19 protein-coding genes are annotated in these 26,403 nt (G+C 64.2%); 10 read left to right on the top strand and 9 right to left on the bottom strand.

What is annotated here, in order from left to right; genetic code table 11:
* Positions 1-5: 5 nt before the first annotated feature.
* From BUA36_RS15560 to hutC, 7 genes are all read right to left on the bottom strand, one after another.
* On the bottom strand, positions 6-1,730 hold the full coding sequence (locus BUA36_RS15560; RefSeq protein WP_072786059.1) for an ArnT family glycosyltransferase: 1,725 nt from the start codon (positions 1,728-1,730) through the stop codon (positions 6-8).
* Positions 1,731-1,831: 101 nt separating this feature from the next.
* Positions 1,832-2,101, bottom strand: coding sequence for a type B 50S ribosomal protein L31 (locus BUA36_RS15565; protein ID WP_072786060.1), 270 nt, complete (start codon positions 2,099-2,101; stop codon positions 1,832-1,834).
* 171 nt (positions 2,102-2,272) lie between these two features.
* Entirely contained in the window at positions 2,273-3,535 is a 1,263-nt protein-coding gene (gene rho / locus BUA36_RS15570) for a transcription termination factor Rho (RefSeq protein ID WP_072786061.1), read from the bottom strand.
* 132 nt (positions 3,536-3,667) lie between these two features.
* On the bottom strand, positions 3,668-3,994 hold the full coding sequence (gene trxA / locus BUA36_RS15575) for a thioredoxin TrxA (RefSeq protein WP_072786062.1): 327 nt from the start codon (positions 3,992-3,994) through the stop codon (positions 3,668-3,670).
* A gap of 196 nt (positions 3,995-4,190) precedes the next feature.
* Entirely contained in the window at positions 4,191-4,607 is a 417-nt protein-coding gene (locus BUA36_RS15580) for a response regulator (protein ID WP_072786063.1), read from the bottom strand.
* A gap of 1 nt (position 4,608) precedes the next feature.
* Complete coding sequence (locus tag BUA36_RS15585; RefSeq protein ID WP_139260589.1) at positions 4,609-8,892, bottom strand: PAS domain S-box protein; 4,284 nt, start codon at positions 8,890-8,892, stop codon at positions 4,609-4,611.
* Between the two features lie 178 nt (positions 8,893-9,070).
* Positions 9,071-9,790 (bottom strand): histidine utilization transcriptional repressor HutC, encoded by a 720-nt coding sequence (gene hutC, locus BUA36_RS15590; protein ID WP_072786198.1) that lies wholly within the window; start codon positions 9,788-9,790, stop codon positions 9,071-9,073.
* A gap of 142 nt (positions 9,791-9,932) precedes the next feature.
* Between hutC and ada the strand changes: the two genes are divergently transcribed.
* Together ada and BUA36_RS15600 are read left to right on the top strand one after the other, a co-directional pair.
* Complete coding sequence (gene ada, locus BUA36_RS15595) at positions 9,933-11,006, top strand: bifunctional DNA-binding transcriptional regulator/O6-methylguanine-DNA methyltransferase Ada (protein ID WP_072786064.1); 1,074 nt, start codon at positions 9,933-9,935, stop codon at positions 11,004-11,006.
* Positions 10,999-11,841 (top strand): 2OG-Fe(II) oxygenase, encoded by an 843-nt coding sequence (locus BUA36_RS15600; RefSeq protein ID WP_084560178.1) that lies wholly within the window; start codon positions 10,999-11,001, stop codon positions 11,839-11,841. Before ada ends, BUA36_RS15600 begins: the two co-directional genes overlap by 8 nt.
* Before the next feature lie 86 nt (positions 11,842-11,927).
* On the opposite strand, the gene msbA is transcribed toward BUA36_RS15600, so the two are convergent.
* Complete coding sequence (gene msbA / locus BUA36_RS15605; protein WP_072786065.1) at positions 11,928-13,766, bottom strand: lipid A export permease/ATP-binding protein MsbA; 1,839 nt, start codon at positions 13,764-13,766, stop codon at positions 11,928-11,930.
* Positions 13,767-13,901: 135 nt separating this feature from the next.
* On the opposite strand from msbA, the gene BUA36_RS15610 reads away from it, so the two are divergent.
* A complete protein-coding gene (locus tag BUA36_RS15610; protein ID WP_229255722.1) occupies positions 13,902-15,554 on the top strand; it encodes an amidohydrolase in 1,653 nt (550 codons plus the stop codon).
* A gap of 46 nt (positions 15,555-15,600) precedes the next feature.
* Here BUA36_RS15610 and BUA36_RS15615 read toward each other — a convergent pair whose 3' ends face one another.
* A complete protein-coding gene (locus tag BUA36_RS15615; protein WP_084560179.1) occupies positions 15,601-16,134 on the bottom strand; it encodes an FxDxF family PEP-CTERM protein in 534 nt (177 codons plus the stop codon).
* 325 nt (positions 16,135-16,459) lie between these two features.
* Here BUA36_RS15615 and hutU point away from each other — a divergent pair, with 325 nt between their 5' ends.
* The 7 genes from hutU to BUA36_RS15650 all read left to right on the top strand — a co-directional run bounded on the left by hutU (position 16,460) and on the right by BUA36_RS15650 (position 26,403).
* Complete coding sequence (gene hutU, locus BUA36_RS15620; protein WP_072786067.1) at positions 16,460-18,163, top strand: urocanate hydratase; 1,704 nt, start codon at positions 16,460-16,462, stop codon at positions 18,161-18,163.
* An 11-nt stretch (positions 18,164-18,174) separates the two neighbouring features.
* A complete protein-coding gene (gene hutH, locus BUA36_RS15625) occupies positions 18,175-19,722 on the top strand; it encodes a histidine ammonia-lyase (protein ID WP_072786068.1) in 1,548 nt (515 codons plus the stop codon).
* 11 nt (positions 19,723-19,733) lie between these two features.
* Positions 19,734-20,522 carry an N-formylglutamate deformylase gene (gene hutG, locus BUA36_RS15630; RefSeq protein WP_072786069.1) on the top strand — a complete coding sequence of 263 codons (789 nt, stop codon included), beginning with the start codon at positions 19,734-19,736 and terminating at the stop codon, positions 20,520-20,522.
* Positions 20,519-21,889: a formimidoylglutamate deiminase gene (locus tag BUA36_RS15635; protein ID WP_072786070.1), complete on the top strand. Its 1,371-nt coding sequence runs from the start codon at positions 20,519-20,521 to the stop codon at positions 21,887-21,889. Before hutG ends, BUA36_RS15635 begins: the two co-directional genes overlap by 4 nt.
* Positions 21,886-22,461 (top strand): HutD/Ves family protein, encoded by a 576-nt coding sequence (locus tag BUA36_RS15640; protein ID WP_072786071.1) that lies wholly within the window; start codon positions 21,886-21,888, stop codon positions 22,459-22,461. The genes BUA36_RS15635 and BUA36_RS15640 overlap by 4 nt, the downstream gene beginning before the upstream one ends.
* An 11-nt stretch (positions 22,462-22,472) precedes the next feature.
* Positions 22,473-23,684 carry an imidazolonepropionase gene (hutI, locus tag BUA36_RS15645; protein WP_072786072.1) on the top strand — a complete coding sequence of 404 codons (1,212 nt, stop codon included), beginning with the start codon at positions 22,473-22,475 and terminating at the stop codon, positions 23,682-23,684.
* A 67-nt stretch (positions 23,685-23,751) separates the two neighbouring features.
* Complete coding sequence (locus tag BUA36_RS15650; RefSeq protein ID WP_072786073.1) at positions 23,752-26,403, top strand: zinc-dependent metalloprotease; 2,652 nt, start codon at positions 23,752-23,754, stop codon at positions 26,401-26,403.

Below are 26,403 nucleotides of genomic sequence, written 5' to 3' on the forward strand. Positions count from 1 at the left end.
ACAGCTTAGTCGGCGCGGCGATACAGGCGGAAGCGTTCTTCGCGGTCGGCCGGGCGGCGTCCCTCCCACAGCAGCACCCACTGCTTGCCGCGGTGCTGCGCCTGGATCTCGCGGTCGTCGCGGACCTTGATGCTATCTTGCAACAGCAGCAGATCGCAGCGGCCACCTTCCACGCCCACGAACGGCAACTGGGCGTAATAGGCAAACGAGGCGCGCTGGGCCGGTCCCACATTCGATTCGATGCAACGGGCGTTGGCGGGCAGCTTGTCGGCGATCTGGCGCGCCACCGTGGCGTAGCTCTTGCTGTAGTTGACGTCCGGCAGGAACAGCGTCATGAGCAAAATCCAGATCAGGATCAGGCCGCCCGACGACAGCACCACCGCGCGCCACAGCACGGAGGGGCGGCGCGACACGCGCCAATGCACCAGCACAAACCAGCCGATGGTGGCGGCCAGCGCCACAAAGAAGGCGACCCAGCCCAGCTCCGGATGGAAGCCGGGCACCAGCTTGAGCGCATTCTTGGCGGCCTGGGCTGGCCAGCCGGTCAGCTTGGCAATCCAGAACACCCAGATCACGGCCGCGCACAGCGTCAGCGCCATCACCGAGAACCAGTCGATGAAGTTGATGGCGCCGCGCTTCATGGTCAGCAGGCCGAACGCGGCCATGACCGCGAGCGGCGGCAGCAGCACCAGCAGCTGGCCCTGTTCGGGCTGCGGGTTGAAGCAGGTCAGCAGCACGCCGGTCGCGACAAAGGCCAGCGGCACGACAATGTGCAGCACGCCGCGCTGGCGGCGCCAGGCCCATACGGCCCAGCCGGCAAACGGCCAGGCCGGCCAGAAGAACCAGACGCCGACGCGGAACAGGAATTTCAGCGACATCAGGCTCGGCCAGTCCAGCTGCAGCCAGTTCCAGCCCAGCCAGGCGTTGAGCGGTTGCTGGTGGTAGGGCGCCAGCACTTGCGCGGGAATCAGCCACAGCGCGGTGACGGCGCCGCCGACGGCAATCATGGCGCCCAGGTCACGTACGGCGCGGATGGCCGGCTGGGCCAGGAAGCGCGTGCAGGCAAACAGGGCCAGCATCATGAACACCGGCGTGATCCAGCCGCGCGTCAGCGTCAGCAGGCCGATCGCCAGGCCGCTCAGCGCGGCATTGCGCAGCGACGGTTTTTCCACGTAGCGCACGGTGCGGTACAGCAGGAACGCGGTCATCGACACTTGCAGCGCTTCCGGCGTGGTCTCGTGGCTGTGCAGCAGCAGACCCAGGCAGCCGAGGTAGATCAGGACGGCGGCGTCGGCCAGCGTGCGGCCGAAGTCGTCCGGTTCAGGCTGGCCGCCAAAGGCCAGGCGCAGCGGCTGCGCATCCTGACGGCGCCCGAGGTGGAAGGTGGCGTACCACAGCGACAGCACGCCCAGCAGGAAGGCCGCCACGGTGCCGATGCGGGCCGCGTGCACATCGCCCAGCAGCCAGCCAAATAACTTGATGCCGGCCGCGCCCAGCCAGAACGCCAGCGGGCCTTCGTCCGGCCACGACAGGCCGGCGATATTCGGCCACAGCCAGTCCTGCCAGGTGCCATGCGCCATGGTCCACATGATGCCAAAGCTGGCTGCGTCATCGTTCTTCCACGGGTCGCGGCCGATCAGGCCAGGCAGGATGTACAGCAGGCCAAGGGCAAACAACGCCCAGCGCGGCAGTGCCAGGGTAGCGGCGGCGGGAAGACGGACTGGCTTCATCGATCAGTGTGCTTTATGAGTAGAACCGGAGTATGAATCAAAACGGGCGAACAAACAAAAAAAGCAGCCAGAGGCTGCTTTTTTTATCGAAGCGGCTGAAATTAGCCTGCAGCGACGGCGGTTTTCGAACCGACGGTACCGAACTTCTGGCGGAATTTCTCAACGCGGCCAGCGGTGTCGACGATTTTGTGTTTGCCGGTGTAGAACGGGTGCGACTCAGCCGAAACCTCGATCTTGATCAGTGGGTAGTCTTTACCTTCGTGATTGATGGTTTCGCGGGTCTGGATGGTCGAACGGGTGATGAATTTGAAATCGCACGACAGATCGTGGAAAACAACTTCGCGGTATTCTGGGTGACCTTCTGCTTTCATTTGTAGCCTCGGTATAGGTTGGTAGCCAAACAGCACTTCGGCGGTCTGTTCTGCTTCTTGACCCGATTGCCGCTCACTTGCCAGAGTTAAAAAATAATGCGATCGGCGATTATACGCCCGGAAACGCAAACAGGCAACCGAGGTTGCCTGTTTGTTAAGGCTGACTAGTGGTTAGCCGCCCCTGCGCATCATGTCGAAGAACTCGGTGTTGTTCTTCGTGGCGCGCATCTTGTCGAGGATGAACTCCATCGCCTCGATCTCGTCCATCGAGTACAGCAGCTTGCGCAGGATCCAGATCTTCTGCAGCTGGTCCGGCTTGATCAGCAGTTCTTCGCGGCGCGTGCCCGATTTGTTCAGGTTGATGGCCGGGTAGACGCGTTTTTCGGCCAGGCGGCGCTCCAGGTGCACCTCCATATTGCCGGTACCCTTGAATTCTTCGTAGATCACGTCGTCCATGCGCGAACCGGTTTCAATCAGCGCGGTAGCGACGATGGTCAGCGAGCCGCCTTCTTCGACGTTACGTGCGGCGCCAAAGAAGCGCTTCGGACGTTGCAGCGCGTTGGCGTCCACACCACCGGTCAGCACCTTGCCCGAGGCCGGGATCACGGTGTTGTAGGCGCGCGCCAGGCGGGTGATCGAGTCCAGCAGGATGACCACGTCTTTTTTCATTTCGACCAGGCGCTTGGCTTTTTCCAGCACCATCTCGGCCACCTGCACGTGGCGGGTGGCGGGTTCGTCGAAGGTCGAGGCCACGACTTCGCCGCGCACCGAGCGTTGCATCTCGGTGACCTCTTCCGGACGTTCGTCGATCAGCAGCACGATCAGCGTGACGTCAGGGTGATTGGAGGTGATCGCGTGGGCGATGTGCTGCAGCATGACCGATTTACCGGACTTCGGCGACGCCACCAGCAGGCCGCGCTGGCCTTTGCCGATCGGCGAGATCAGGTCGATGATACGGCCGGTGATGTTCTCGGTACCGTTGATGTCACGTTCCAGGCGCAGCGGCTCGTTCGGGTGCAGCGGCGTCAGATTCTCAAACAGGATGCGGTGTTTCGAGGCTTCCGGCGACTCGCCGTTGACCTTGTCGACCTTGACCAGCGCGAAATAGCGCTCGCCATCTTTCGGGGTACGCACTTCGCCTTCGATCGAGTCGCCGGTGTGCAGATTGAAGCGGCGGATCTGCGAAGGGGAAATGTAGATATCGTCGGTGGAGGCCATGTAGCTGGCGTCCGGCGAACGCAGGAAGCCGAAACCGTCCGGCAGCACTTCCAGGGCGCCATCGCCGAAGATCTGCTCGCCCGATTTGGCGCGTTTTTTCAGGATCGCGAACATCAGTTCCTGCTTGCGCAGGCGTGCCGCATTGTCGATATCCAGCCCGATCGCCATCTCCAGCAATGCCGAGACGTGTAAGGCCTTTAGTTCAGATAGATGCATATTGTTTGAGTGTCCCGTGACGGGAAAGTAAAGGTGGGGGAGGACCTACGTGGGTTGTCTCATTTTATTCAGCGGCGCCGCGGGCGCGGCGTCGCTGGCACAACGTAGCGATAGTAGCCTAAATTCGCTCAGTTAGATATTGCTGTCGATGAAAGAGGTCAGCTGGCCTTTTGCCATGGCGCCAACTTTCTGCGCGGCCGCAACGCCGTTCTTGAACAGGATCAGGGTCGGGATGCCGCGGATGCCGAACTTGGCAGGTACTGCCTGGTTCGAATCGACGTCCATCTTGGCGATCTGGATCTTGCCTTCGTATTCCTTGGCGACTTCTTCGAGGATCGGGGCGATGCTCTTGCATGGACCGCACCATTCAGCCCAGAAATCGACCAGTACTGGACGGTCCGATTTCAGCACGTCGGTGTCAAAAGATGCATCGGTAATGTGTTTGATATTTTCGCTCATAGTTTCCTCAATCGAGGTCAGTGAAAGTAATAACGCCTGGGGACGGGCCTCAAACGCTGCCATGGGCAGCAGTTGGGTGCCATTTGCACGATTTCAATGTCTCGGAGGGGATGGCAACAAGGTCGGCAGGCGAGGGATGGCGTAAATAATAACCCATTTTTTAAAAATGTGCGGTTGTTTGTGGCAACCCTCTAAACTATTTACCAAGATTGCCAGGAAGGACAGCTGCTGGCGCCGCGCAACGTGCGGCGGCGCGCGCCAGCAGCACGGCCAGCGCCTCGGTGCTGAGCGGCTTGGGACAGGCGTCGAGGATGGTCAGCCCCTGGGCTTCGGCCAGCCGCGCGGCGGTCTTGAGCACGGCGCCATCGACGCCGGACAGCAGCACCACGCAGCCCTGATATTGCTGCGCCGCCGCCAGGCGCAGGAAATCGATGCCGTCCATGACCGGCATCGACAGGTCGCACACCACCAGGTCCGGCGGGCGCAGGCGCAGCTCGATCAGCGCGCGGCGGCCATCGGTTTCGCGTAGCACCGTATGGTCGCCCAGTTCGGCGATCATGTCGGCCAGTAGTTCCAGCATGAAGGCATCGTCATCCAGCAGCAGTATCCGCATCTCAGTTATCGTCGGCGAAGGTGGTATTGGTCATGATTTGTTCGGTGATCTGCTCCAGCAGCGGCCAGAGTTTTTGCAGCAGGGCCTTGGCGCGCGCGGCATTGGCGGCATCGCTGTCGTCGGCCGGCAGCTGTTCCAGTGCCAGCATCAGTTCGCCCATGCCCAGCGCACCGACGGTGCGGGCCGGCGACTTGAGGCGGTGCCCCAGCTCGCGCAGCGTGCCCACATCGCCGCGGCCTAGCGCTGCTTCCATCTGGGTCAGGCCATCCTGCGTATTTTGCAGGAATTTGAAGGCGAACTTGCGCACCTTATGCGGATGGTAGCCCAGCAGCTTGGCCAGGATGGACAAATCAATCACGGCCGGGTCGCCGCCCAGCGTGGTCTTGAAGGCGGGCCGCGCGGGGCGCGCCGGCGGCGTATCGCCCTGCGCCGTGGCGTCGCGCTCGGGCAGCCAATTGGCGATGGTCTGGTACATCAGCGCCGGCTGGATCGGCTTGGAGATGAAATCGTCCATGCCCGCCTCGATGCAGCGCACCCGGTCTTCGCTGGTGGCGGTGGCGGTCATGGCCAGCACGCGCATGTCGGCCAGGCGCGGATCGGCGCGGATGCGGCGCGTGGCTTCCAGGCCATCCATGAGCGGCATCTGCACGTCCATGAGCACGCAGTCGAACGCGGTCTGGCGCAGCAGCTCCAGCGCTTCCATGCCGTTGGCGGCCAGGCATACCGAGGAGCCGACTTCTTCCAGCATCTCCAGCGCGATCTGCTGGTTGAAGGTGTTGTCCTCGACCAGCAGGATGCGGGCGTTCTTGAGCGCCGACATCACGGCCGCGCTGCGCGAGGAGGCCAGCAGCTCGGCGGCGGCGTCCTTGACGCGGTCGATCAGGTCCGGCACGCTGGCGTTGCTGATGCCTAGGCGCGCAGTGAACCAGAACGTGCTGCCTTGCCCGGGACGGCTATGCACACCCACATCGCCGCCCATGAGCTGCGCCAGCTGCTTGCAGATCGACAGACCCAGGCCGGTGCCGCCGTATTCGCGCGTGGTCGAAGTGTCGGCCTGCTGGAAGGACTGGAACAGCTTGTCGATTTCCACTTCCGACAGGCCGATGCCGCAGTCGCTGACTTCAAAGCGCAGCAGGCAGCCGTAGGCGTCGCCGACTACCTGGCGCACCCGCACTTCGATGCGGCCCTTTTCGCTGAACTTGATGGCGTTGTTGGCGTAATTGATCAGCACCTGGCCTAGCCGCAGCGGATCGCCGCGCAGCACCCGGGGCAGCGTCGGGTCGAGATCGTAGACCAGCTCCAGTTCGCGGCTGGCGGCCTTGGGCGCCACCACCGTGTTGAGCGTCTGGATCACATGGTCGAGCGCAAAATCGACCTGCTCGATTTCCAGCTTGCCCGCCTCGATCTTGGAGATGTCGAGGATGTCGTCAATGATGCCCAGCAGGTGCTCGCCGGCGAAGCGTATCTTTTCCAGGTAGTCGCGCTGGCGCGGATCGAGTTCGGTCTTCAGCGCCAGATAGGCCATGCCGATCACGCCATTCATCGGCGTGCGGATTTCGTGGCTCATGTTGGCGAGGAACTGGCCTTTGGTCTGGCTGGCTTCCTCGGCCACGCGGCGCGCGTGATCCAGCTCGCTGGTGCGGGTCGCCACGCGTTCTTCCAGATGTTCATTGAGTTCGCGCAGCGCGTCCTGGCTGTTCTTGCGTTCGGTGATGTCGGTCAGGCTGGCCACCACCAGGTGCACGGCGCCGCCGTCGTCGGGGATGGGCTCCACATTGACGGACAGCCAGCGGCGGCTGCCGTCCGGATGCGTCAGGCCCATCACCACGTCGCGCACCGGCATGCCGGTGACCAGCGCCAGTTGCACCGGGTGGCTGGCCGCATCGTAAGGCGTGCCGTCTTCGCGCACGCCAGCCCACAGGCCATCGCGGCTCAGTTGCTCGGTGTGCGCCAGCATGCGCGCGGCGGCGACATTGCGTTCGATGATGAGGCCTTGGGCATCGACCATCACCAGGCCGTTGGTGACGGCGTTGAAGATGGAGGCCAGGCGCTGGCTGGACTCGTGCAGCGCGCCTTCCGCCTGGCGGCGCGCGGTGATGTCGGTCAGCATCGCCAGCGTACCGGCGTAGTGGCCGGAATCGGCGTTCATCACGGTGGTCGACAGCAGGCACCACACGGTGCTGCCATCGCTGCGCAGGAAGCAGACGTCGCCCTGGCTGGCCTGGCCGGACAGGCGCCGCTGCAGGTGCTGCTTGAGCAGCGCGCGGCCGGTGTCGTCCATGAAGTCGGTCATGGCGCGGCCCATGATCTGTTCGATGTCGTAATTGAGCATGCGCGCCAGCGTCGGGTTGACGAAGGTGGTGCGGTCGTCGGCATTGGTCATCCAGATGCCTTCTGCGGCCGTCTGCACGATCTGGCGATAGCGTTCCGAACTTGCGTGCAGCGCTTCCTCGGCGCGCTGGCGCTGCGTCATGTCACGCAGCGCGACGATCACCAGCTCCTGCCCGGCCAGCTCCACCGGCGACATATGCACCATGGCCGGGAAGCTGCTGCCGTCGGCGCGGATCGCACACAGCACGCGGCCCGGCAGGTTGGGGCGCGAGAACAGTTCGCGCACGCGGCCGTTGTTGCGCATGGCCTCCGGCGCCAGCTGCTCGATCGAGCGGCCGGTCATATTGCCGTCGTAGCCAAAGCTGTGGGCGCAGGAGGGATTGGCGTGGCGCACGCGGCCATTTTTCTCGGCGATCAGCACCGCGCCCGGCGTCGCATCGACCACGGCCCACATGCGGGCTTCCTCGGCGACGGCGCGTTCGCCGATATCGGCCAGCGTGCCGGCCGCGCGCACCGGCAGGCCGGCCGCATCGCGCTCCAGTATCATGCCGCGCGCCAGCACCCATTTCCAGCTGCCGTCGCTGGCGCGCAGCCGGTGTTCGCTGCGGATCTGGCCCGTGGCGTCGCTGGTGCTGGTCAGGTAGTCCTGGATGCCGCGCTCGACGCGCTGGCGGTCTTCCGGATGCACATACTCGAGCCACTCGGTCAGCGTCGGATGGAATTCGTCGGGGCTGTAGCCGAGCAGCGCGCAGTAGCGCGGCGACAGCGTCAGCATGCCGGTATCGAGCCGCCACTCCCAGCTGCCCTGGCCCGATCCTTCAAGCGCAAAGCTGGCCATGCGTTCAGCGCTGCCCAGGTCCGCCTGCACGCTGCGCAGCGCGCGGCCCTGCACGCGCAGCCGCCACGCAGCCGCCAGCGACATCGCCAGCAGCAGCGCCGCGATCATCAGGCCGCCGTAGCGCAGCAGGGGCAGGCCTTCCGGCGGCTGGTACAGAAAGCCGTCCAGACTGAAGTTCGACGGCAGCATGCCCTGTTCGCTGTAGGCGCGGGCGATGGCGCGCCAGCGTTCCGGATTGCTGTAGCCCAGTTCGATGAGCGGCTGCTCCAGCAGCGGCGCCGTATGCTGGGCTTCAAACATCAGGTGTTCGCGGCTGTGGCGGTCCGGGTAGCGGGCGCGTATCAGATCGGCGATTTCGCCCGGATGCTGCATGGCATAGACCCAGCCGCGCAGCGTGGCTTCGCGCAGCGCCTGCGCGCGCGCCGGATGTTCACGCAGCTCGCTTTCGGTGGTGTATAGCACGTCGCCGTAAAAATCCAGGCCATGGGCGCGCGGCGAGATCATCTCGTAGCGCAGGTTCAGGCGTTCCAGCACATACGGCGCTTCGGTCTGATAGACCGACATGGCATCGACGCGGCCTTCGGCCAGGTCGTCAAAATTCTGGCTGTGCGGGACCTGGTACACGGTCTCCATGCGCACGCCCTGTTTTTTCAGGAAGACGGTCAGCTCTTCGTTGTTGGGCGCGATCATCAGGCGGCTGCCGGACCATGGCCGCGGCTTGCCATCGGCCTCGATGCGGCGCAGCAGGCTGGCGGCGGAATGCTGGAAGACCGAGGCCACCACCACCACCGGCTGCCCCATGCCGCGCGCCAGCAGCAGCGTGGTGTTGCCGACGCCGTACTGGGCCTGGCCCTGCGTCACGCTTTGCAGGGGATCGGCGCCGGGGCGCGCTTCCAGCAGCGTGACATCCAGGCCGGCGTCGCGGTAATAGCCCTGGTCCTGCGCGGCGTAGTAGCCGGCAAACTGGAACTGATGCTGCCATTTGAGCTGGATCGAGACCTTCTCCGCAGGGCTGGCCGGCGTCAGCATGAGCGCGAGCGCGCACGCTGCCAGCGGATGCGACAGACGTGGCCAGAGAAGCTGGCGCAAGCGCGAACGGCGGTGAAACAAGAGCATCCCTTTCGGTGGACTTTGCCTGGAAACTATAGCATCGATGCCGGTGTCGTAGACAGGAATACGATTGCATCTTGCGCGCCTAAAAAACATCCCCAAATTTAACATTTGATGGCTGTTTTCGTGACAATTTGTGAGAAAGTCCGGCGGCTTGTGGCTAGCGCACTGCTAGCCACGGCTTCTACTGGTTGAAGCTGCCCGCGAACTGGTAGCGGTGTCCTGGGTGCCACATGGTTGCCAACGAGGCAATCATGCCGCCCGAGTGGGTCTGGCGCCTGAGCACCAGGCAGGCCTGCCGGGTGTCGATGGCCAGCATGTCGGCGATGTCGCGCGGCGCCGCCAGCGCTTCGATGCTGTAGGTGGCGCCTTGCAGCGGCGCGGCACGCATCAGGTATTCATTGGGCGTGAGGTGGGCGAAGTCCTGTTCCATGTAGTCCGGCGCGCAGACCGGATTGACCCAGCGGTCCTCGACCTGGATCGGCACGCCGTTCTCAAAGTGGACGATCACGGAATGGAACAGCGCATGGCCGGGCGGCAGGTCGAACTGCTTGGCCATCAACTCGCTGGCCTTGACCCGTTCCAGCTGCTGCAGGCTGCTGCGGTGGGCGTGGCCACGGGCGCGCACTTCGTCGGCGATGGATTTGATTTCCAGCAGCGTGGCCTGATACTTCTGCTGGGCGACGTAGGTGCCGGAGCCCTGGCGGCGCGTGAGTATTTGTTCAGCGGTCAGTTCGCGCACGGCGCGGTTGACCGTCATGCGGGAGACGCCGAACTGTTTGACCAGCGCCTGCTCCGATGGAATCACATCGCCTTCCTTCCAGGTGCCGGCGGCGATTTCGGCCAGCAGATAGTCTTTGATGCGCTGGAATATGGGGGTGCTGTCGTGCGCGTTGTCGTGCATCAGTTGGTCGTCCAAACGGCTTCTCCTGGAAAGAGGACATTCTAGCATCGCATGCTTGTACAATTCAAAAGCAAGAGGCGGAGTGCGACGGATTGATGCGCTGGCTAAGATGGCTGCATTCCACCACATCACGGAGTCTGAAATGGGCAAGAGTGAAAACCAACTGGCGTACAGCAGCGACGAAGCGCGCTGGCGCGCCGTGCAGCAGCGTGACGGCGGCGCCGACGGCGTGTTCTGGTATTCGGTGCGCAGCACGGGCGTGTATTGCCGTCCATCGTGCGCGGCGCGGCCGGCGCTGCGCAAGAACGTCGCTTTCCACGACAGCCGCGCGCAGGCCGAGGCGGCCGGCTTTCGTCCCTGCCTGCGCTGCAAGCCGGACCAGCCGCCGCTGGCCGAACGCCAGGCCGCCATCGTGGCGCAGGCCTGCCATCTGATCGATGCTTCCGAAGAGGCGCTGGATCTCGACAGCCTGGCGAGTGCGGTTGGCGTCAGCCGCTTCCACTTCCACCGCATGTTCAAGACGGTGACGGGAATTACGCCCAAAGCCTATGTCAATGCAGCGCGGGCGCGGCGGGTGCAGGCCGGGCTGGCGCAGGAGGCCACGGTGACGGATGCGATGTATGCGGCGGGTTTCAATTCGAGTGGCCGCTTCTATGCGCAATCGCCAGCGGTGCTGGGCATGACGCCATCGGCGTTCCGCAGCGGCGGCGCCGGTGAGCAGATCAGGTTTGCGATTGCCGAGTGTTCGCTGGGGCCGATTCTGGTGGCCAGCACGGTGCAAGGCATCTGCGCCATCCTGATCGACGATGATCCCGACTTCCTGGTCAAGGATTTGCAGGACCGCTTCCCCAAGGCGGAATTGATCGGCGCCGAGCCGGAATACGAGCAGGTGGTGTCGCGCGTGGTCGGCATGGTCGAGCATCCCGAGATTGGCCTCGACCTGCCGCTCGATGTGCGCGGCACCGCCTTCCAGCAGCGCGTGTGGCAGGTGCTGCGTGCGATTCCTGCCGGGCGGCGCGTGACCTATGCCGAACTGGCCGAACTCGCCGGCGTGCCGCGCGGTGCGCGCGCCGTGGCCAGCGCCTGCGCGGCGAATGCGATTGCGGTGGCGATACCGTGCCATCGTGTGGTGCGCAACGACGGTTCGATCTCCGGCTACCGCTGGGGCGTGGACCGCAAGGCGCAGCTGCTCAACCGCGAGGCGGGTAATGAGTAACGGCGAACTGGATTTCGGCGACCCGGCGGCGGAGCGCAAGCGGCGCCTGGCGCCGCCCGTGGTGCAGCCTCCCGCTGTGCCATTGGCCGCCGCGCCGCTGGCTGCACGCAAGGCCGTTGGCGCGGCGGCAGGCATCGCCGTGCATGTGGCGGGGCTGGACTGGCAAGCGATTGCCGACGAACTCAATGTGCACGGCTACGCCATCCTGCCCGGCATGCTGACCGCCGACGAATGCGCGGCGATGGCGGCGCAGTACGCGCAGCCGCAGCTGTTCCGCAGCCGCGTGGTGATGGCGCAGCATGGCTTCGGCCGTGGCGAATACCAATACTTCCGCTATCCGCTGCCATCAACGATTGCGGCGTTGCGGCAAGCGCTGTATGGACCGCTGGCCGCCATCGCCAACCGCTGGCATGAGCTCATGGAGCTGCCCGCGCGTTTCCCGGCCGAGCATAACGAGTTCCTGGCGCGCTGCCACGCGGCGGGCCAGCAGCGTCCGACGCCGCTGCTGCTGGAATATACGGCGGGCGACTACAACTGCCTGCATCAGGACCTGTATGGCGAGCACGTGTTCCCGTTGCAGGCCGCCGTGCTGCTGAGCCAACCAGGCAAGGATTTCGAAGGCGGGGAGTTTGTGCTGACCGAACAGCGGCCGCGCATGCAGTCGCGGGTGGAAGTGGTGCCGCTCAAGCGCGGCGACATGGTGATCTTTGCCGTCCACCAGCGTCCGGTGCAAGGCACGCGCGGCGTCTACCGCGTCAACCTGCGGCATGGCGTGAGCCGGCTGCGCGCCGGCGCGCGTCACACCCTAGGCATCATCTTTCACGACGCCACCTAAAAGTTCGGGGTCAGTGCCGACATTCGGACACGGGCTCAGCTGCACGCAGTTGAGCCCGTGTCCGAATGTCGGCACTGACCCCGAACTTAGGTTTGAACGCTTTTCTGCGTTTGATAGAGGCGGGCGTAGATGCCGTTCTGCGCCAGCAGCGCGTCGTGGGTGCCGGCTTCGGCGATGCGGCCACGGTCCAGCACCACGATGCGGTCGGCGTTTTCAATGGTCGACAGGCGGTGGGCGATGACCACTGTGGTGCGGCCTTTCATCAGCACTTCCAGCGCCGCCTGCACCAGGCGTTCCGATTCCGTGTCCAGCGCGCTGGTGGCTTCGTCCAGGATCAGGATGGGCGCGTTCTTGTACAGGGCGCGCGCAATCGCCAGGCGCTGGCGCTGGCCGCCTGACAGGCGCAGGCCGTTTTCGCCCACCGGCGTATGGTAGCCATCCGGCTGGCGTTCGATGAATTCATGGGCATGGGCGGCGCGGGCCGCCGCAATCACGCGCTCCATCGATGGCGCCGGATCACCGTAAGCGATGTTGGCGGCCAGCGTGTCGTTGAACAGCACCACGTCCTGCGACACCAGCGCGATTTGCTGGCGCAACGAGGTCATGGTGTAGTCGCGCAGGTCGACGCCGTCCAGCTGGATGCTGCCGCCACTGACGTCGTAGAAGCGCGGCAGCAGGCCGGCCAAGGTGGTCTTGCCGCTGCCCGAGCTGCCGACCAGCGCCACTGTTTCGCCAGCGGTGATCTCCAGCGACACGTGGTCCAGCGCCGGACGCGCATCCGGGTCCAGCGTTGCGCCATCGATGCCACGGTAGTGGAAACTCACGTCCTGCACCGACAGACGGCCTTCGGCGCGCGCGATGATTTTTTTGCCTTGGTCGGCCTCCGACTCCAGGTCGATCAGGCCATACACGGATTCCGCCGCCGCCAGGCCGCGCTGCATCGGTTCGTTAATCTTGGTCAGGTTCTTGATCGGCGACTGCATCGCCATCAGCGAGGACATGAACGCCACGAAGGCGCCCGGCGACAGCGCCCCCGCCTGCGCGCGCAGCAGCGCAAAGTAGATCACCGACGACAGCGTAATCCCGATCAGCAGCATGATGATGCCGGAGTTGAGCGCCGACGTGGCCGCGTGCTTGACCGCCAGCTGGCGATTCAGCTTGACCACGCCGTCGAAACGGTTCTGCTCATATTTCTGGCCGCCGAAGATCTTCACCACGCGCTGGCCGCTGATGCTTTCGTCGAGCACATTGGTCAGGTCGCCCATGGCCGCCTGCGCGCTCTTGCTCAATTTGCGCATGCGGCGGCCGGCAAAGGTGACGATGGCCGCCACCAGCGGCAGCAGGCCAAGGCAGAACACCGCCAGTTGCCAGTCGATGGTGAACAGCGTGACCAGGTAGCCGACCGTGGCCACCGAGTCGCGCATGGCGACGTTGACCACGGTGATCACGGCCTGCGCCACCTGGGCCGCATCGAAGGCCACGCGCGACAGCGTGGTGCCGGTGGAGGACTGGTCGAAATAGCCGTTCGGCAGGCGCATGATGCGGGCGAACATGACTTCACGCAGATTGGCCTGCACCCGGCTGCTCAGCCACGCGGCGCCGTATTCGCCGGCAAAGCTGGAGACCATGCGCATCACGGCCAGGCCGAAGATCACGGCCGGGATGGTCCACAGCGCGGCCTTGCCGGGATCTCGCGGCAGCAAGTGGCTCAGGGTGTCCTGCACGAAGGCCAGGATGCCGGTGGCCGGCGCCTTGGGACCGAGGGTGTGCGACGGCGCCAGCGCGTCCACGACGTTTTGCAGTTGGCGGATCAGCAGCACGTCGGTGGCGGCGGCCATACCGACCGCCAGCATGGTGACGAGGGCGATCCACGCGTAGGGGCGGAATTCTTTGGCAAGACGGAAGTAGAGTAGGCGACTGGACACAGGACGGTTCGCAAAAGGGAATCTGTGCGCATTGTACCCGCCCGGACACCGAAATCCCCGGTTTGCAACACTGTTCGATTGACCACGGCGCAAACTTCGCTACACTCTGAATCTTGCTGCCGAATGGAGAACCCGATGCGCACCACCCTTTTACTCGCCGCCGTGCTGGTCACGTTGCCTGCCCATGCCGACACCATCATCGACCGTGCCAACGGCTACACGCTGAACGCGGCCGGCCAGTTGCAGCGCTTTACCTCGCTGGCGTTCGATGACCTGGGCCGTATTGTGGCGGTGGGCAGCGAGGCGGAAACGGCGGCCGCGCTGCCGAAGGCGGAGCACGTCGACGTGCAGGGCAAGACCCTGCTGCCAGGCCTGATCGACGCCCACGGCCATGTATTCGAGCTGGGCGAGATCGCGTCCGGCGTCGAGCTGTTCAGCCCTACCTCGCTGAATGCGGCCGTCAAGGCGGTCGGGGAGTTCGCCCGCACCCACCCTAAAAAGGTCTGGATCATCGGCTTTGGCTGGAATCAGGAAATCTGGAAGCTGGGCCGTTTCCCCACGGCCGCCGAGCTAGATGCGGTGGTCAGCGACCGTCCCGTGCTGCTGCACCGGGTGGATGGCCATGCAGTGTGGCTGAATACCAAGGCGCTGGAGATGGCCGGCATCACCAGAGAGACGCGTGATCCGGCGGGCGGCAAGATCGAGCGTGATGCCAGCGGCAAGCCGACCGGGGTGCTGGTCGATGCGGCCATGGAGCTGGTGAACCGCGTGGTGCCGCTGCCGACGCCGGCCGAGGCGCGCGCCACGCTGGATGTGGCGCTGGTCTCGCTGGCCAAGGTGGGCCTGACCAGCGTGCATGATGCGGGCATCAAGGTGGTGCAGGACGATATCTACCGCGACTATGCCGACCACGGCAAGCTGACCACGCGCGTGTACGCCATGATCGGCGACACCACGGCGGATTTCGATGAACTGTCCAAGGATGGCCCGCTCAAGTCCTACGCCAATGACGTCTACGCGCTGGCTGCGGTCAAGCTGTACTCAGACGGTGCATTGGGCAGCCGTGGCGCGGCGCTGCTGGCGCCATACACCGATATGCCGTCCACCAAGGGCCTGCTGTTCTATCCGGACGCGGAGATGCGCGCCAAGATGAACAAGGCGATGAAGGCCGGCTATCAGGTCAACATCCACGCCATCGGCGACGCCGGCAACCACCAGATCCTGGACGCCTACGCGCAGCTGCTCCCGCAGTACAAGAACGTCGAGCTGCGCCACCGTATCGAGCATGCGCAGGTGGTGACGCTGGAGGATATTCCGCGCTTCAAGCAGCTGGGCATTATCCCGTCGATGCAGCCGACCCATGCGACCTCGGACCAGAATATGGCCGAGCAGCGCGTCGGCCATGAGCGCATCAAGGGCGCCTACGCGTGGCGCAGCTTCCTCGACCAGGGTTCGAAGATCGCCTGCGGTTCCGATTTCCCGATCGAGTCGCCGAATCCGTTTGAGGGCCTGCATGCGGCGGTCACGCGGCAGAACAATGCCGGCGTGCCGGTGGGCGGCTGGTACAAGAACCAGGCCATGAGCATGACCGAAGCCTTCCGCTGCTTCACGCTGGATGCCGCCTATGCGGCGCACCAGGAAAACGTCATCGGCTCGCTGGAGCCCGGCAAGTGGGCCGACTTTGTGGTGGTAGACCGCGACATCTTCAAGATCCCGCCTGAACAGCTGGGCAAGACGCAGGTGCTACAAACCTGGATGGGCGGGAAAAAAGTCTACGGACGTAAATAAAAAAAGGGAATCCATACGGATTCCCTTTTTGCTGTGGTGCAGAAACTCATTGCTTGCGGCGGCGCGACAGCATGGCCAGGATGCCCAGGCCGCCGATCATCATGCCGTAGGTGACAGGCTCTGGCACGGGCGACATCACGACATTGATGTCACCGCCATAGCTGCCGCCATTGCTGACGCCGTGCACTGTCAGCTTCAACGGGCCGGTGACTGATGCCGGCAGCAAGGTGGCAACGTTGAACGTCACGGGCCAGACCGGCAGCGCGCCGGTCAGCAGTGAAATACCATTCAAGTCGGCACCGGTGAAGGTGACGTTGGCGTAGCCCAGAAAGCTGGTATTGACCAAGGTTCCCCAGGCGGTAGAACCGGCTGATACCGGATTGGTGAAAGTAAATACGTCCGTGAACGCTCCCAGTAGCGGCGTGTTGCCGATGGATGCAGTCCATAGATTGCCGGCCGTATTGGTTAGCGTGACGGCCCCAGGACCTTGAGGTGGCGCCGCCGCTGCGGCAGCCAGAGAAGATGCGGCCAGCATGACAGCCAGCGCCAAAGTTTGCAGGTGCAATTTCTTTTTATCCATTTCTTTCCCCTGTGTTACTCACTGTTAAAAAATCTCCGAAAATCACCAACAGCAAATTGACGATAGAAGCCTGCGATAACACTGTCACGCTGAATATTTTGATGAAGGTAATGTGGTGAATAGGAATTTTTAATGCAGGGGCTAAATTGTCATCTGTTTTTTTTACGAATGATTTCCTGGTGCAATTTCGTTGTGAATTAACAAATTTTGTTAATTGAAATGAAATAAAAAATTCTTGAGTAAGGGCAACAGCGCACAAACTCGTTGACTTGGTTGTCTATACAACTTATGCTGCGAGCATATCAATCACGTGCAGGAGACTCCCATGACCAGCCATTTAGACAGCGACCCACGTTACGACGCCACCCGCGAGATCCGCGCACCACGCGGCCCTGAGCGCACTTGCAAGACCTGGGGCGCGGAAGCGGCTTACCGCATGATCCAGAACAATCTGGACAAGGAAGTGGCGGAAAACCCCAAGCATCTGGTGGTCTATGGCGGTATCGGCCGCGCTGCACGCAACTGGGAGTGCTATGACCAGATCCTGGCGTCGCTGCGCGAGCTGGAAGAAAACCAGACCCTGCTGATTCAGTCCGGCAAGCCGGTGGGCGTGTTCCAGACCCACGAAGACGCGCCGCGCGTGCTGATCGCCAATTCCAACCTGGTGCCGAAGTGGGCGAACTGGGAGCATTTCAATGAACTGGACCGCAAAGGCCTGTTCATGTACGGCCAGATGACGGCCGGTTCGTGGATTTACATTGGCACCCAGGGCATCGTGCAGGGCACCTTCGAGACGTTCGCAGAAGCCGGTCGCCAGCACTTCGGCGGCGACCTCAAAGGCCGCTGGGTGCTGACCGCAGGCCTGGGCGGCATGGGCGGCGCGCAGCCGCTGGCCGCGACCATGGCCGGCGCCGTGTCGCTGACTGTCGAGTGCCAGCAAAGCAGCATTGACTTCCGCCTGCGTACCCGCTACCTGGACAAGCAGGCCGCGTCGATCGACGAAGCGCTGGCGATGATCCAGCAGCACAAGGCCAATGGCGACGCTATTTCCATCGGCCTGCTGGGCAATGCGGCCGACGTGCTGCCGGAACTGGTCCGCCGCGCCAAGGAAGGCGGCCTGGTACCGGATATGGTGACCGACCAGACCTCGGCGCATGACCTGATCAACGGCTACCTGCCGCAAGGCTGGAGCATCGAGCAGTGGAAGGCCGCGCAGCAGGATCCGGCGCGCCATCCAGAGCTGAAGGCTGCCGCCACCGAGGGCTGCGCCGTGCACGTGCAGGCCATGCTGGACTTCCAGGCGCTGGGCGCCAAGGTGGTTGATTACGGCAACAACATCCGCCAGGTGGCGTTTGACCACGGCGTCAAGAACGCGTTTGACTTCCCTGGTTTTGTACCGGCTTACATCCGTCCGCAGTTCTGCGAAGGCCGCGGCCCGTTCCGCTGGGTGGCGCTGTCCGGCGATCCGGAAGATATCTACAAGACCGATGCCAAGATCAAGGAACTGTTCCCGCATCACGCGCAGGTACACCGCTGGCTGGACATGGCGCGCGAACGCATCGCCTTCCAGGGCCTGCCGGCGCGTATCTGCTGGCTGGGCCTGGGCGAGCGCCACATCGCCGGCCTGGCTTTCAACGAGATGGTGCGCAACGGTGAACTGAAAGCGCCAGTCGTGATCGGCCGCGACCACCTGGATACCGGCTCGGTGGCCAGCCCTAACCGCGAAACCGAAAGCATGAAGGATGGCACCGACGCCGTCTCCGACTGGCCGCTGCTGAACGCGCTGCTGAACACCGCTGGCGGCGCCACCTGGGTCTCGCTGCACCACGGTGGTGGCGTCGGCATGGGATACTCGCAGCATTCCGGCGTGGTGATCGTGGCCGATGGTACCGACGCCGCCGCCAAGCGCCTGGCGCGCGTGCTGGTCAACGACAGCGGCTCGGGCGTGATGCGTCATGCCGATGCCGGCTATGAAAGCGCCGTCGCCTGCGCCAAGCGCAATGGCCTGAACCTGCCAATGATTAAATGATTGAGAAGACTATGAATGCTAATGCACTGATGTTGAAACCGGGCGCCATGACGCTCACCGAACTGCGCGCCGTATGGAATGCGCGTGGCCCGCTGTCGCTGGCGGCGGAAGCCTATCCCGTGATCGAAGCTTCGGCCGCCGCGGTGCGCGCCATCGTGACCAAGGGCGATGCCGCCTACGGCATCAACACTGGTTTCGGCCTGCTGGCCAAGACCCGCATCCCGGACGACAAGCTGGAACAGCTGCAGCGCAACCTGATCCTGTCGCACTCGGTGGGCACGGGCGAGCTGATGTCGGATGCGGTGTGCCGCCTGATCGTGCTGATGAAGATTGGCAGCCTGGCGCGTGGCTACTCGGGCGTGCGCCCACTGATTATCGATGCGCTGATCGCGATCTACAACGCCGGCATCATGCCGGCGATTCCGGCCAAGGGTTCGGTCGGCGCATCGGGCGACCTGGCGCCGCTGTCGCACATGACGCTGGCCATCATGGGTGTGGGCCAGGTGCGTGTCAACGGCGAGCTGCAGGAAGCCGGCGCCGCACTCAAGGCCGCCGGCATCGAGCCGGTGGTACTGGCCGCCAAGGAAGGCCTGGCGCTGATTAACGGCACCCAGGTATCGACCGCACTGGCGCTGCATGGCCTGTTCATGGCCGAGCGCCTGCTGGAAGCGGGCATGGTCTCCGGCGCGCTGTCGCTGGATGCGGCCAAGGGTTCCGATTCGCCGTTCGACGCCCGCGTGCATGAAGTACGCGGCCAGCCGGGCCAGATCGCCGCCGCCTCGATTTACCGCCAGCTGGTGTCGGACAGCGCGATCCGCGCCTCGCACCTGGTGGGCGATGAGCGTGTGCAGGACCCGTACTGCCTGCGCTGCCAGCCGCAAGTCATGGGCGCCTGCTGGGACATCATCAACAACGCTTCGCGCACGCTGCTGATCGAAGCCAATGCCGTGACCGACAATCCGCTGCTGTTCAAGGACGGCGAGCTGTCGGTAGTGGTCTCGGGCGGTAACTTCCACGCCGAGCCGGTGGCGTTTGCCGCCGACACGCTGGCGCTTGCCATCGCGGAAATCGGTTCGATCTCCGAGCGCCGCATCTCGCTGCTGATCGACGCCACCCTGTCCGGCTTGCCGCCGTTCCTGGTGCGCGACCCCGGCCTGAACTCGGGCTTCATGATCGCCCACGTCACCGCCGCCGCGCTGGCGTCGGAGAACAAGTCGATTGCGCATCCGGGCAGTGTGGACACCATCCCGACTTCGGCCAACCAGGAAGACCACGTGAGCATGGCGACCTACGCCGCGCGCCGCCTGGACGACATGGCGCAGAATACCGCGGTCATCATCGGTATCGAACTGCTGGCTGCCGCCCAGGGCATCGACTTCCACCGTCCGCTGAAAACCTCGCCGCATCTGGAGCATGTGCATGCGCAGCTACGCCAGAAGGTGTCGTTCTACGAGGAAGACCGCTTCTTCGCACCGGACATCGAGGCAGCCAAGGGCATGGTCATGCGCGGCGAGTTGAGCGCATCGTGCAAAGAGCTGTTCACCGCGCTGCATCCTTGATGGAGAACGGCATGGACTATCAGTTCAAAGCAGGCAGTATTCCCTTGCTGGTGTCCATGCCGCACGTGGGCACCGATATTCCCGACGATGTGCTGGCGGCGATGACGCCGGCCGCCGTCGACAAGCAGGACACGGACTGGCATCTGGTCCGCCTGTATGAATTCCTGGGCGAGATGGGTGCATCGGTCCTGTCGGCGCGCTGGTCGCGCTACGTGATCGACTTGAACCGTCCGCCGGAAAACACCAATCTGTATCCGGGCCAGGACACGACGGGCCTGTGCCCGGTCGATACCTTCCACCGCGAACCTTTGTACCGCGAAGGCCGCACGCCAGACCAGGCCGAGGTAGAGCGCCGCCTGCAGGCATACTGGAAGCCGTATCACAACCAGCTGCGCGCAGAGCTGGACCGCCTGCTGGCGCAGCATGGCCGCGTGGTGCTGTGGGACGCGCATTCGATCGCCTCGCACGTGCCGCGCTTCTTTGACGGCAAGCTGCCGGACCTGAATTTCGGCACGGCCGACGGCAAGAGCTGCGATGCCGGCCTGACCGATGCCATCGTGGCCGCTGCGCGCGCGGACCAGCACTACACCATTGCCGTCAACGGCCGCTTCAAGGGCGGCCATATCACGCGCTTTTACGGTGAACCGGCAAGGGGCGTGCACGCGATCCAGCTGGAGATGTGCCAGTCCACCTACATGGACGAGAATGCGCCATACGGCTACCGCGCCGACCTGGCGGCGCAGGTGCAGCCGCCGCTGCGCGCGATGATGCAGGCTGCTGCGGAATGGAGCCGCGCATGAGCAGGCTATTTGCGCGCCAAGCGCTGTTGCCGGAAGGCTGGGTGAAAGATGTGCTCATCGAGTGGGACGCGGACGGCAGCATCACGGCGCTCCTGCCGGGCGCTGCGGAGAACGCGCGTGCCGGCGCCGAGACGGTGGCGTATGCGCTGCCGGGCATGATCAATCTGCACTCGCACAGCTTCCAGCGCGCGCTGGGCGGGCGCACCGAGAAGGCGGGCGACAGCAAGGACAGCTTCTGGACCTGGCGCGACCTGATGTACCGCTTTGCGCGCAACATCACGCCGGAACATATCGAGGCGATTTCCGCGCAGCTGTATAGCGAATGCCTGCGCCACGGCTATACCTCGATGTGCGAATTCCACTACGTGCAGCGTGCGCAGGACGGCGCCATGTATGCGCGGCCGGCGGAAACGGCGGAGCGTGTCATCGGCGCCGCACGGTTGGCCGGAATCGGCGTGACCATGCTGCCAGTGTTGTATAGTTATTCCGGCTTTGGCGAAATGGCGCTGAAACCGGAGCAGCAGCGTTTTAAAACCGATGCGCAGGATGTGTTGCGCATCATTGAGGCGCTGGAGCCGCTGCGCGATGCGCAGACTGAAGTGGGCGTGGCGCCGCATTCGCTGCGCGCGGCGTCGGTCGGGCAGATACAGGAAGTGCTGGCGACGCTGCCCAAGGCGCGTCCGGTGCACATCCATATCGCCGAGCAGATGGCGGAAGTGCAGCAGTCGATCAACTGGAGCGGACGCCGTCCGGTGCAGTGGCTGCTGGAGAATGTGGGCGTGGACCCGCGCTGGTGCCTGATTCATGCGACGCATCTGACGGAAGATGAAGTCAGCGGTATCGCCCGCAGCGGTGCGGTGGCGGGCCTGTGTCCGACCACGGAAGCGAATCTGGGCGATGGCCTGTTCCCGCTCGAGAGCTTCCTGGCGCAGGGCGGCGTGTTTGGCATCGGCAGCGACAGCCATGTGTCCCAAAGCGCGGTGGAAGAACTGCGCTGGCTGGAGTACGGCCAGCGTTTGCAGCATCAGCGCCGCAATATCGCGGTGTCCGATACACAGCGTAATGTGGCGGACTTCCTGTGGCAGGGTGCGCTGCGTGGCGGCGCGCAGGCGGCAGGGCGGCCGGTAGGCGCGCTGGCGGTGGGACTGCGGGCGGACATCGTGGTACTGGATGACGCTCACCCGAATATGTTTGGGTTGACGCTGGACGAGGTACTCGGCTCCTTTGTCTTCAACGGCAACGACAATCTGGTCAAGGACGTCATGGTCGGCGGCCAGTGGGTAGTGCGCAATCAGCAGCACGTGGCGCAGCAGGCGATCGCTGCGCGCTTCAAGCAGACCTTGGCCGAACTGAGGGAGTTCCGATGACCCAGCTGATCCAGTATGCAAACCTGCGGCCCGCACCGTGGAAGAATGGCGGCGGCAGCACGACGGAAATTACCGTCTTTCCGGCTGGCGCCAGCTTCGATGCTTTCGACTGGCGCATCAGCCTGGCCACGATTGCGCAGGATGGCCCGTTCTCTTCTTTCCCCGGCATTGACCGTTCGCTGGCGCTGGTGGCCGGCGACGGCGTGCTGCTGGACTTCGGCGATGAGCGCTTTGTGCTCAGCCCCAGCGAGCCGCTGATCGAGTTCGCGGGCGAGGATGCGGTGCACGCCACCGTCTCCGGCCAGCAGACCACAGATTTCAATGTCATGACGCGGCGCGGCGTGTGCCGTCATCGCCTGGAACTGCGCGTGGTGCGCGGCACGGAGGCGCTCAAGCGCCGCAGCGCCACCACGCTGCTGTTCCTGGCGGACGGCGAAAGCCTGACGCTGAGCAGCGCGCGCGAACGCATTGCCATGGTGCGCTATGACACGGTCATCATCGAGGCCGGGGAAGACTGGACGCTGGAAGCCCAGCAAGCCACCGTGATGGTGGCCGATATCATCCGTAATTAAGAAAGCGAAGTATGTGGGACGTGTTGTTTACCAATGTGCATCTGGCCACCATGGTGGGCGGGTACGGCGAGATTCGTGATGCCGCAATCGCGGTCAAGGATGGCCGCATTGCGTGGCTGGGCGCGCAGGCCGATATGCCGCAAGGCGCGCAGGCCGTCACCGTGCACGATGGCGGCGGCAGCTGGCTGACGCCGGGCCTGATCGACTGCCATACCCACATCGTGCATGCCGGCAACCGCAGCGATGAATTCGAAGCGCGCCTGAACGGTGCGACTTATGAAGACATCGCCCGCGCCGGCGGCGGCATCATGTCGACCGTGCGTGCTACCCGTGCGGCATCGGAAGATGAGCTGCTGCGGCAAACCCTGCCGCGCGTCTACAGCCTGCTGGCGGAAGGCGTGACCACCATTGAAATCAAGTCCGGCTATGGCCTGACGCAGGAATCCGAGGCGGCCATGCTGCGCGCCGCGCGCCGCATCGGCCGCGAGTTGCCAGTGCGCGTGGCGACCACCTTCCTGGGCGCGCATGCCTTGCCGCCCGAGTTTGCCGGCCGCGCCGACGATTACATCGAAGAAGTCTGCAGGATGATTCCCGCGCTGGCCGCCGAAGGATTGGTGGACGCAGTGGACGTGTTCTGCGAACGCATCGGCTTTTCGTATGAGCAGACGGAGCGCGTATTCCAGGCCGCGCAGGCGCACGGCCTGCCCGTCAAGCTGCATGCGGAGCAGCTGTCCGACCAGCGTGGCGCCGAGCTGACGGCGCGCTACCAGGGCTTGTCGGCCGATCACCTGGAGCATCTGAGCGCAGCGGGCATCGCCGCCATGGCGCAAGCCGGCACGGTGGCAGTGCTGCTGCCGGGCGCTTACTACTTCCTGCGCGATACCACGCCGCCGCCAGTGGCCGCGCTGCGTGCGGCCGGCGTGGCCATGGCCGTGGCGACCGACTGCAATCCTGGCACCTCGCCCATGACGTCGCTGCTGCTGGCGATGAATATGGCGTGCACGCTGTGGCGCCTGACGCCGCAGGAAGCGCTGGCCGGCTGCACCGCCTATGCCGCGCGCGCACTGGGCCTGCACGATGAAATCGGCACGCTGGAAGTGGGCAAGCGGGCCGACTTCGCGCTGTGGCGCATCGCGCGCCCGGCGGATCTGTCTTATGCGATTGGCATGAATCCGTGTCGCGGTGTCGTCAACGCAGGCAAATTACGCTCTCCGGCCATGTAAAAATCCCTCGCTTCGTTGTGCTTTCGGTTACATTATCCGGATGCCATTTGAAAGAAGCAGGATATCCATGTTCGTCCCGAATACCGTACGCGCCGCCGTCCTGGCGGCGCTGAGCGTACAGGCGCTGGCCCAGGAGCCGACGCCGCCTGTGCCGCATGCCCCTGAAGTGCCCGTGGTTGCCACCACTCCGCTGCAACCCGCCGCCACGCCGACGCCGGCGGTTGCCGCGCCGGTAGCCGTGCCGCGGCCTTTTGCTGACATGGTGCGTGGCGCTGCCCACCTGCCGGGCTTTCTGAGCCTGTACCAGAAAGAGGAAAAAGTCTGGATCGAGCTGCGCCCCGACCAGTTCGACCGTCCCCTGTTCATGTCCGTGAATATGCCGAACGGCATAGGCGAGCGTGGCATCTACGGCAGCCAGATGGGCTTGAGCCAGGTGGTGGTGTTCCACCGCATCGGCAACCTGGTGCAGATGATCGCCAAGAACGTGGAATTTGGCGCCAAGGGCGGCACGCCGCAAGCGATGGCGGTGCAGCAGGCCTATTCGGACAGCCTGCTGGCGATTGCGCCCGTGGCCAGCGGTCCGAATCCGCAGAACAAGGGCATCCTGGTGGAAGCCAACATCCTGCTGCTCGGCGATATCCCGTCGATGACGACGCGGCTGGAGGCTGCCTTCCGCATGCCGTATGCCATGGATGCGCGCAACAGCAGCTTCCTGACCATCCGCGCGGATGAGGCGATGACGGGCTTCCAGGTCAACGCCCACTTCTTTGTGCCGCGCATCGCCGCCGCGCCCGCTGTGGTGGCGCCAAACATGGCCGCTGCGGTTCCGCATGCGCCGTCCACGCTGCCGGACCCGCGCAGCATGTTCCTCGGTTTCTACTACAGCTTCATGCCGCTGCCGGCGCAAGCCATGCATAGCCGCCGCGCGGATGACCGTATCGGCCACTTCGTCAGCACCAGCCAGGATTATTCGGATGACGTGACGCCCACCACCGCCGTGCATCTGGTCGAACGCTGGCGGCTGGAGAAGCAGGACCCGGAAGCGCCGCTGTCCGAACCCAGGCAGCCTATCGTGTACTGGATCGACGCCAACGTGCCGGAGAAATACCGTGAAGCGGTGCGGCAGGGCGCATTGGCATGGAATGCCGCATTTGAACGCATCGGTTTCAAGAACGCCATCGTGGTCAAGCAGCAGACCGAGGCCGACCGCTTCGACACCATGGATGCGCGCCATGCGTCGATACGCTGGTTTGTCGGCACCGATGTGAGCTTTGCCATCGGCCCGAGCCAGGTCGATCCGCGCAGCGGCGAAATTCTGGATGCGGACATCGCCATCTCCGATATCTTCGCACGCGGTGCGCGCCGCCTGATCGGCGAAGATGCGCTCCAGCTGCTGCCGCAGCAGTCCGCCGCTGCGCGTTGCGACTACCTGCAGGAATCGGCCGCCGAGATGGGCTTTGCCATGGACCTGCTGGAAGCGCGCGGCGAACTGGAAATGGGCAGTCCGGAAGCGGATGCGGTGGCGCAGGCGTATGTGAAGTCGGTCGTCATGCACGAAGTGGGACACACGCTGGGGCTGCGGCATAACTTCCGCTCATCGACGGTCTATTCGCTCAAGGAATTGCAGGACCCCGAGTTCACCAAAAAGAATGGCCTGGCGGGATCGGTGATGGACTACACGCCGTTCAACCTGTCGCTCAAAGGCGAGAAGCAGGGCGAGTATGTGCCGTCCACGCTGGGGCCTTACGACTACTGGGCGATTGAATATGCCTACAAGCCTGTCGATGCGGCGCACGAGAAGGAGGAGCTGGCGAAGATCGCCGGCCGTTCGAATGAGCCGCAGCTGGCGTTTGGCACCGACCAGGATGCGAATGGCTTCAACCTGGACCCGGACGTCAATGTGTTTGACCTGGGCAGCGATCCGCTGGCGTACTTCCAGCGCCGCCTGACGATTTCGCGCGAATTGTGGGACCGCATTCAGAACCGCACCTTGAAGCCGGGCGAGAGCTACGAAGTGCTGCGCCGCAGTTTCGATTATGGCTTCCAGCAGTTTGCGCGCACCATGCCGGTGGTGGTCAAGTATGTCGGCGGTGTGACCTATCTGCGCGACCATGCCGGCACCGGCCGCGCCACCTTTACGCCGGTGCCCCTGCCGCGCCAGCGCGCCGCGTTGCAGATGGTGACGGACAGCCTGTTCAAGGCGGACAGTTTCAAATTCTCGCCGGCGATCATCAGCCGTCTGGGCGTGGATCACTTCAGTGAGCGTCCGGGGCGGCCGGATGTGTCGGTGGGCGGCCGCGTGCTGTTCCTGCAGTCGGCGGTACTGGACCAGCTGATGTCGGATGGCGTTGCCGTGCGCCTGCTGGATTCGCAGGAGAAGCTGGATAACCGCAAGGAGGCGCTGAGCCTCGATGAGCTGTATCTGACATTGCAGAACGCGGTGTGGAGCGAGCTCAAATCCGGCAAGGATATCAGCGGCATGCGGCGTAACCTGCAGCGCGAGCATCTGAAACGTGTGGTGGCGGCCTTGCTGCGCGTATCGGCGGGCACGCCAGCCGATGTGCGTAGCCTGCAGCGCCAGAACGCCGTGCAGTTGCAGCGCGATCTGCGCGTGGCGATGGCACGGCCGGTCAGCCGCGAGGCCAAGGCGCACCTGTCGGAAAGCTATGAGACGCTGGGGCAGGCGTTGAAGGCCTCCATGCTGCGCGCGGGTGCCTGA

This window comes from Duganella sacchari (assembly GCF_900143065.1).
In the GTDB taxonomy this organism is placed as follows: Bacteria; Pseudomonadota; Gammaproteobacteria; order Burkholderiales; family Burkholderiaceae_D; genus Rugamonas; species Rugamonas sacchari.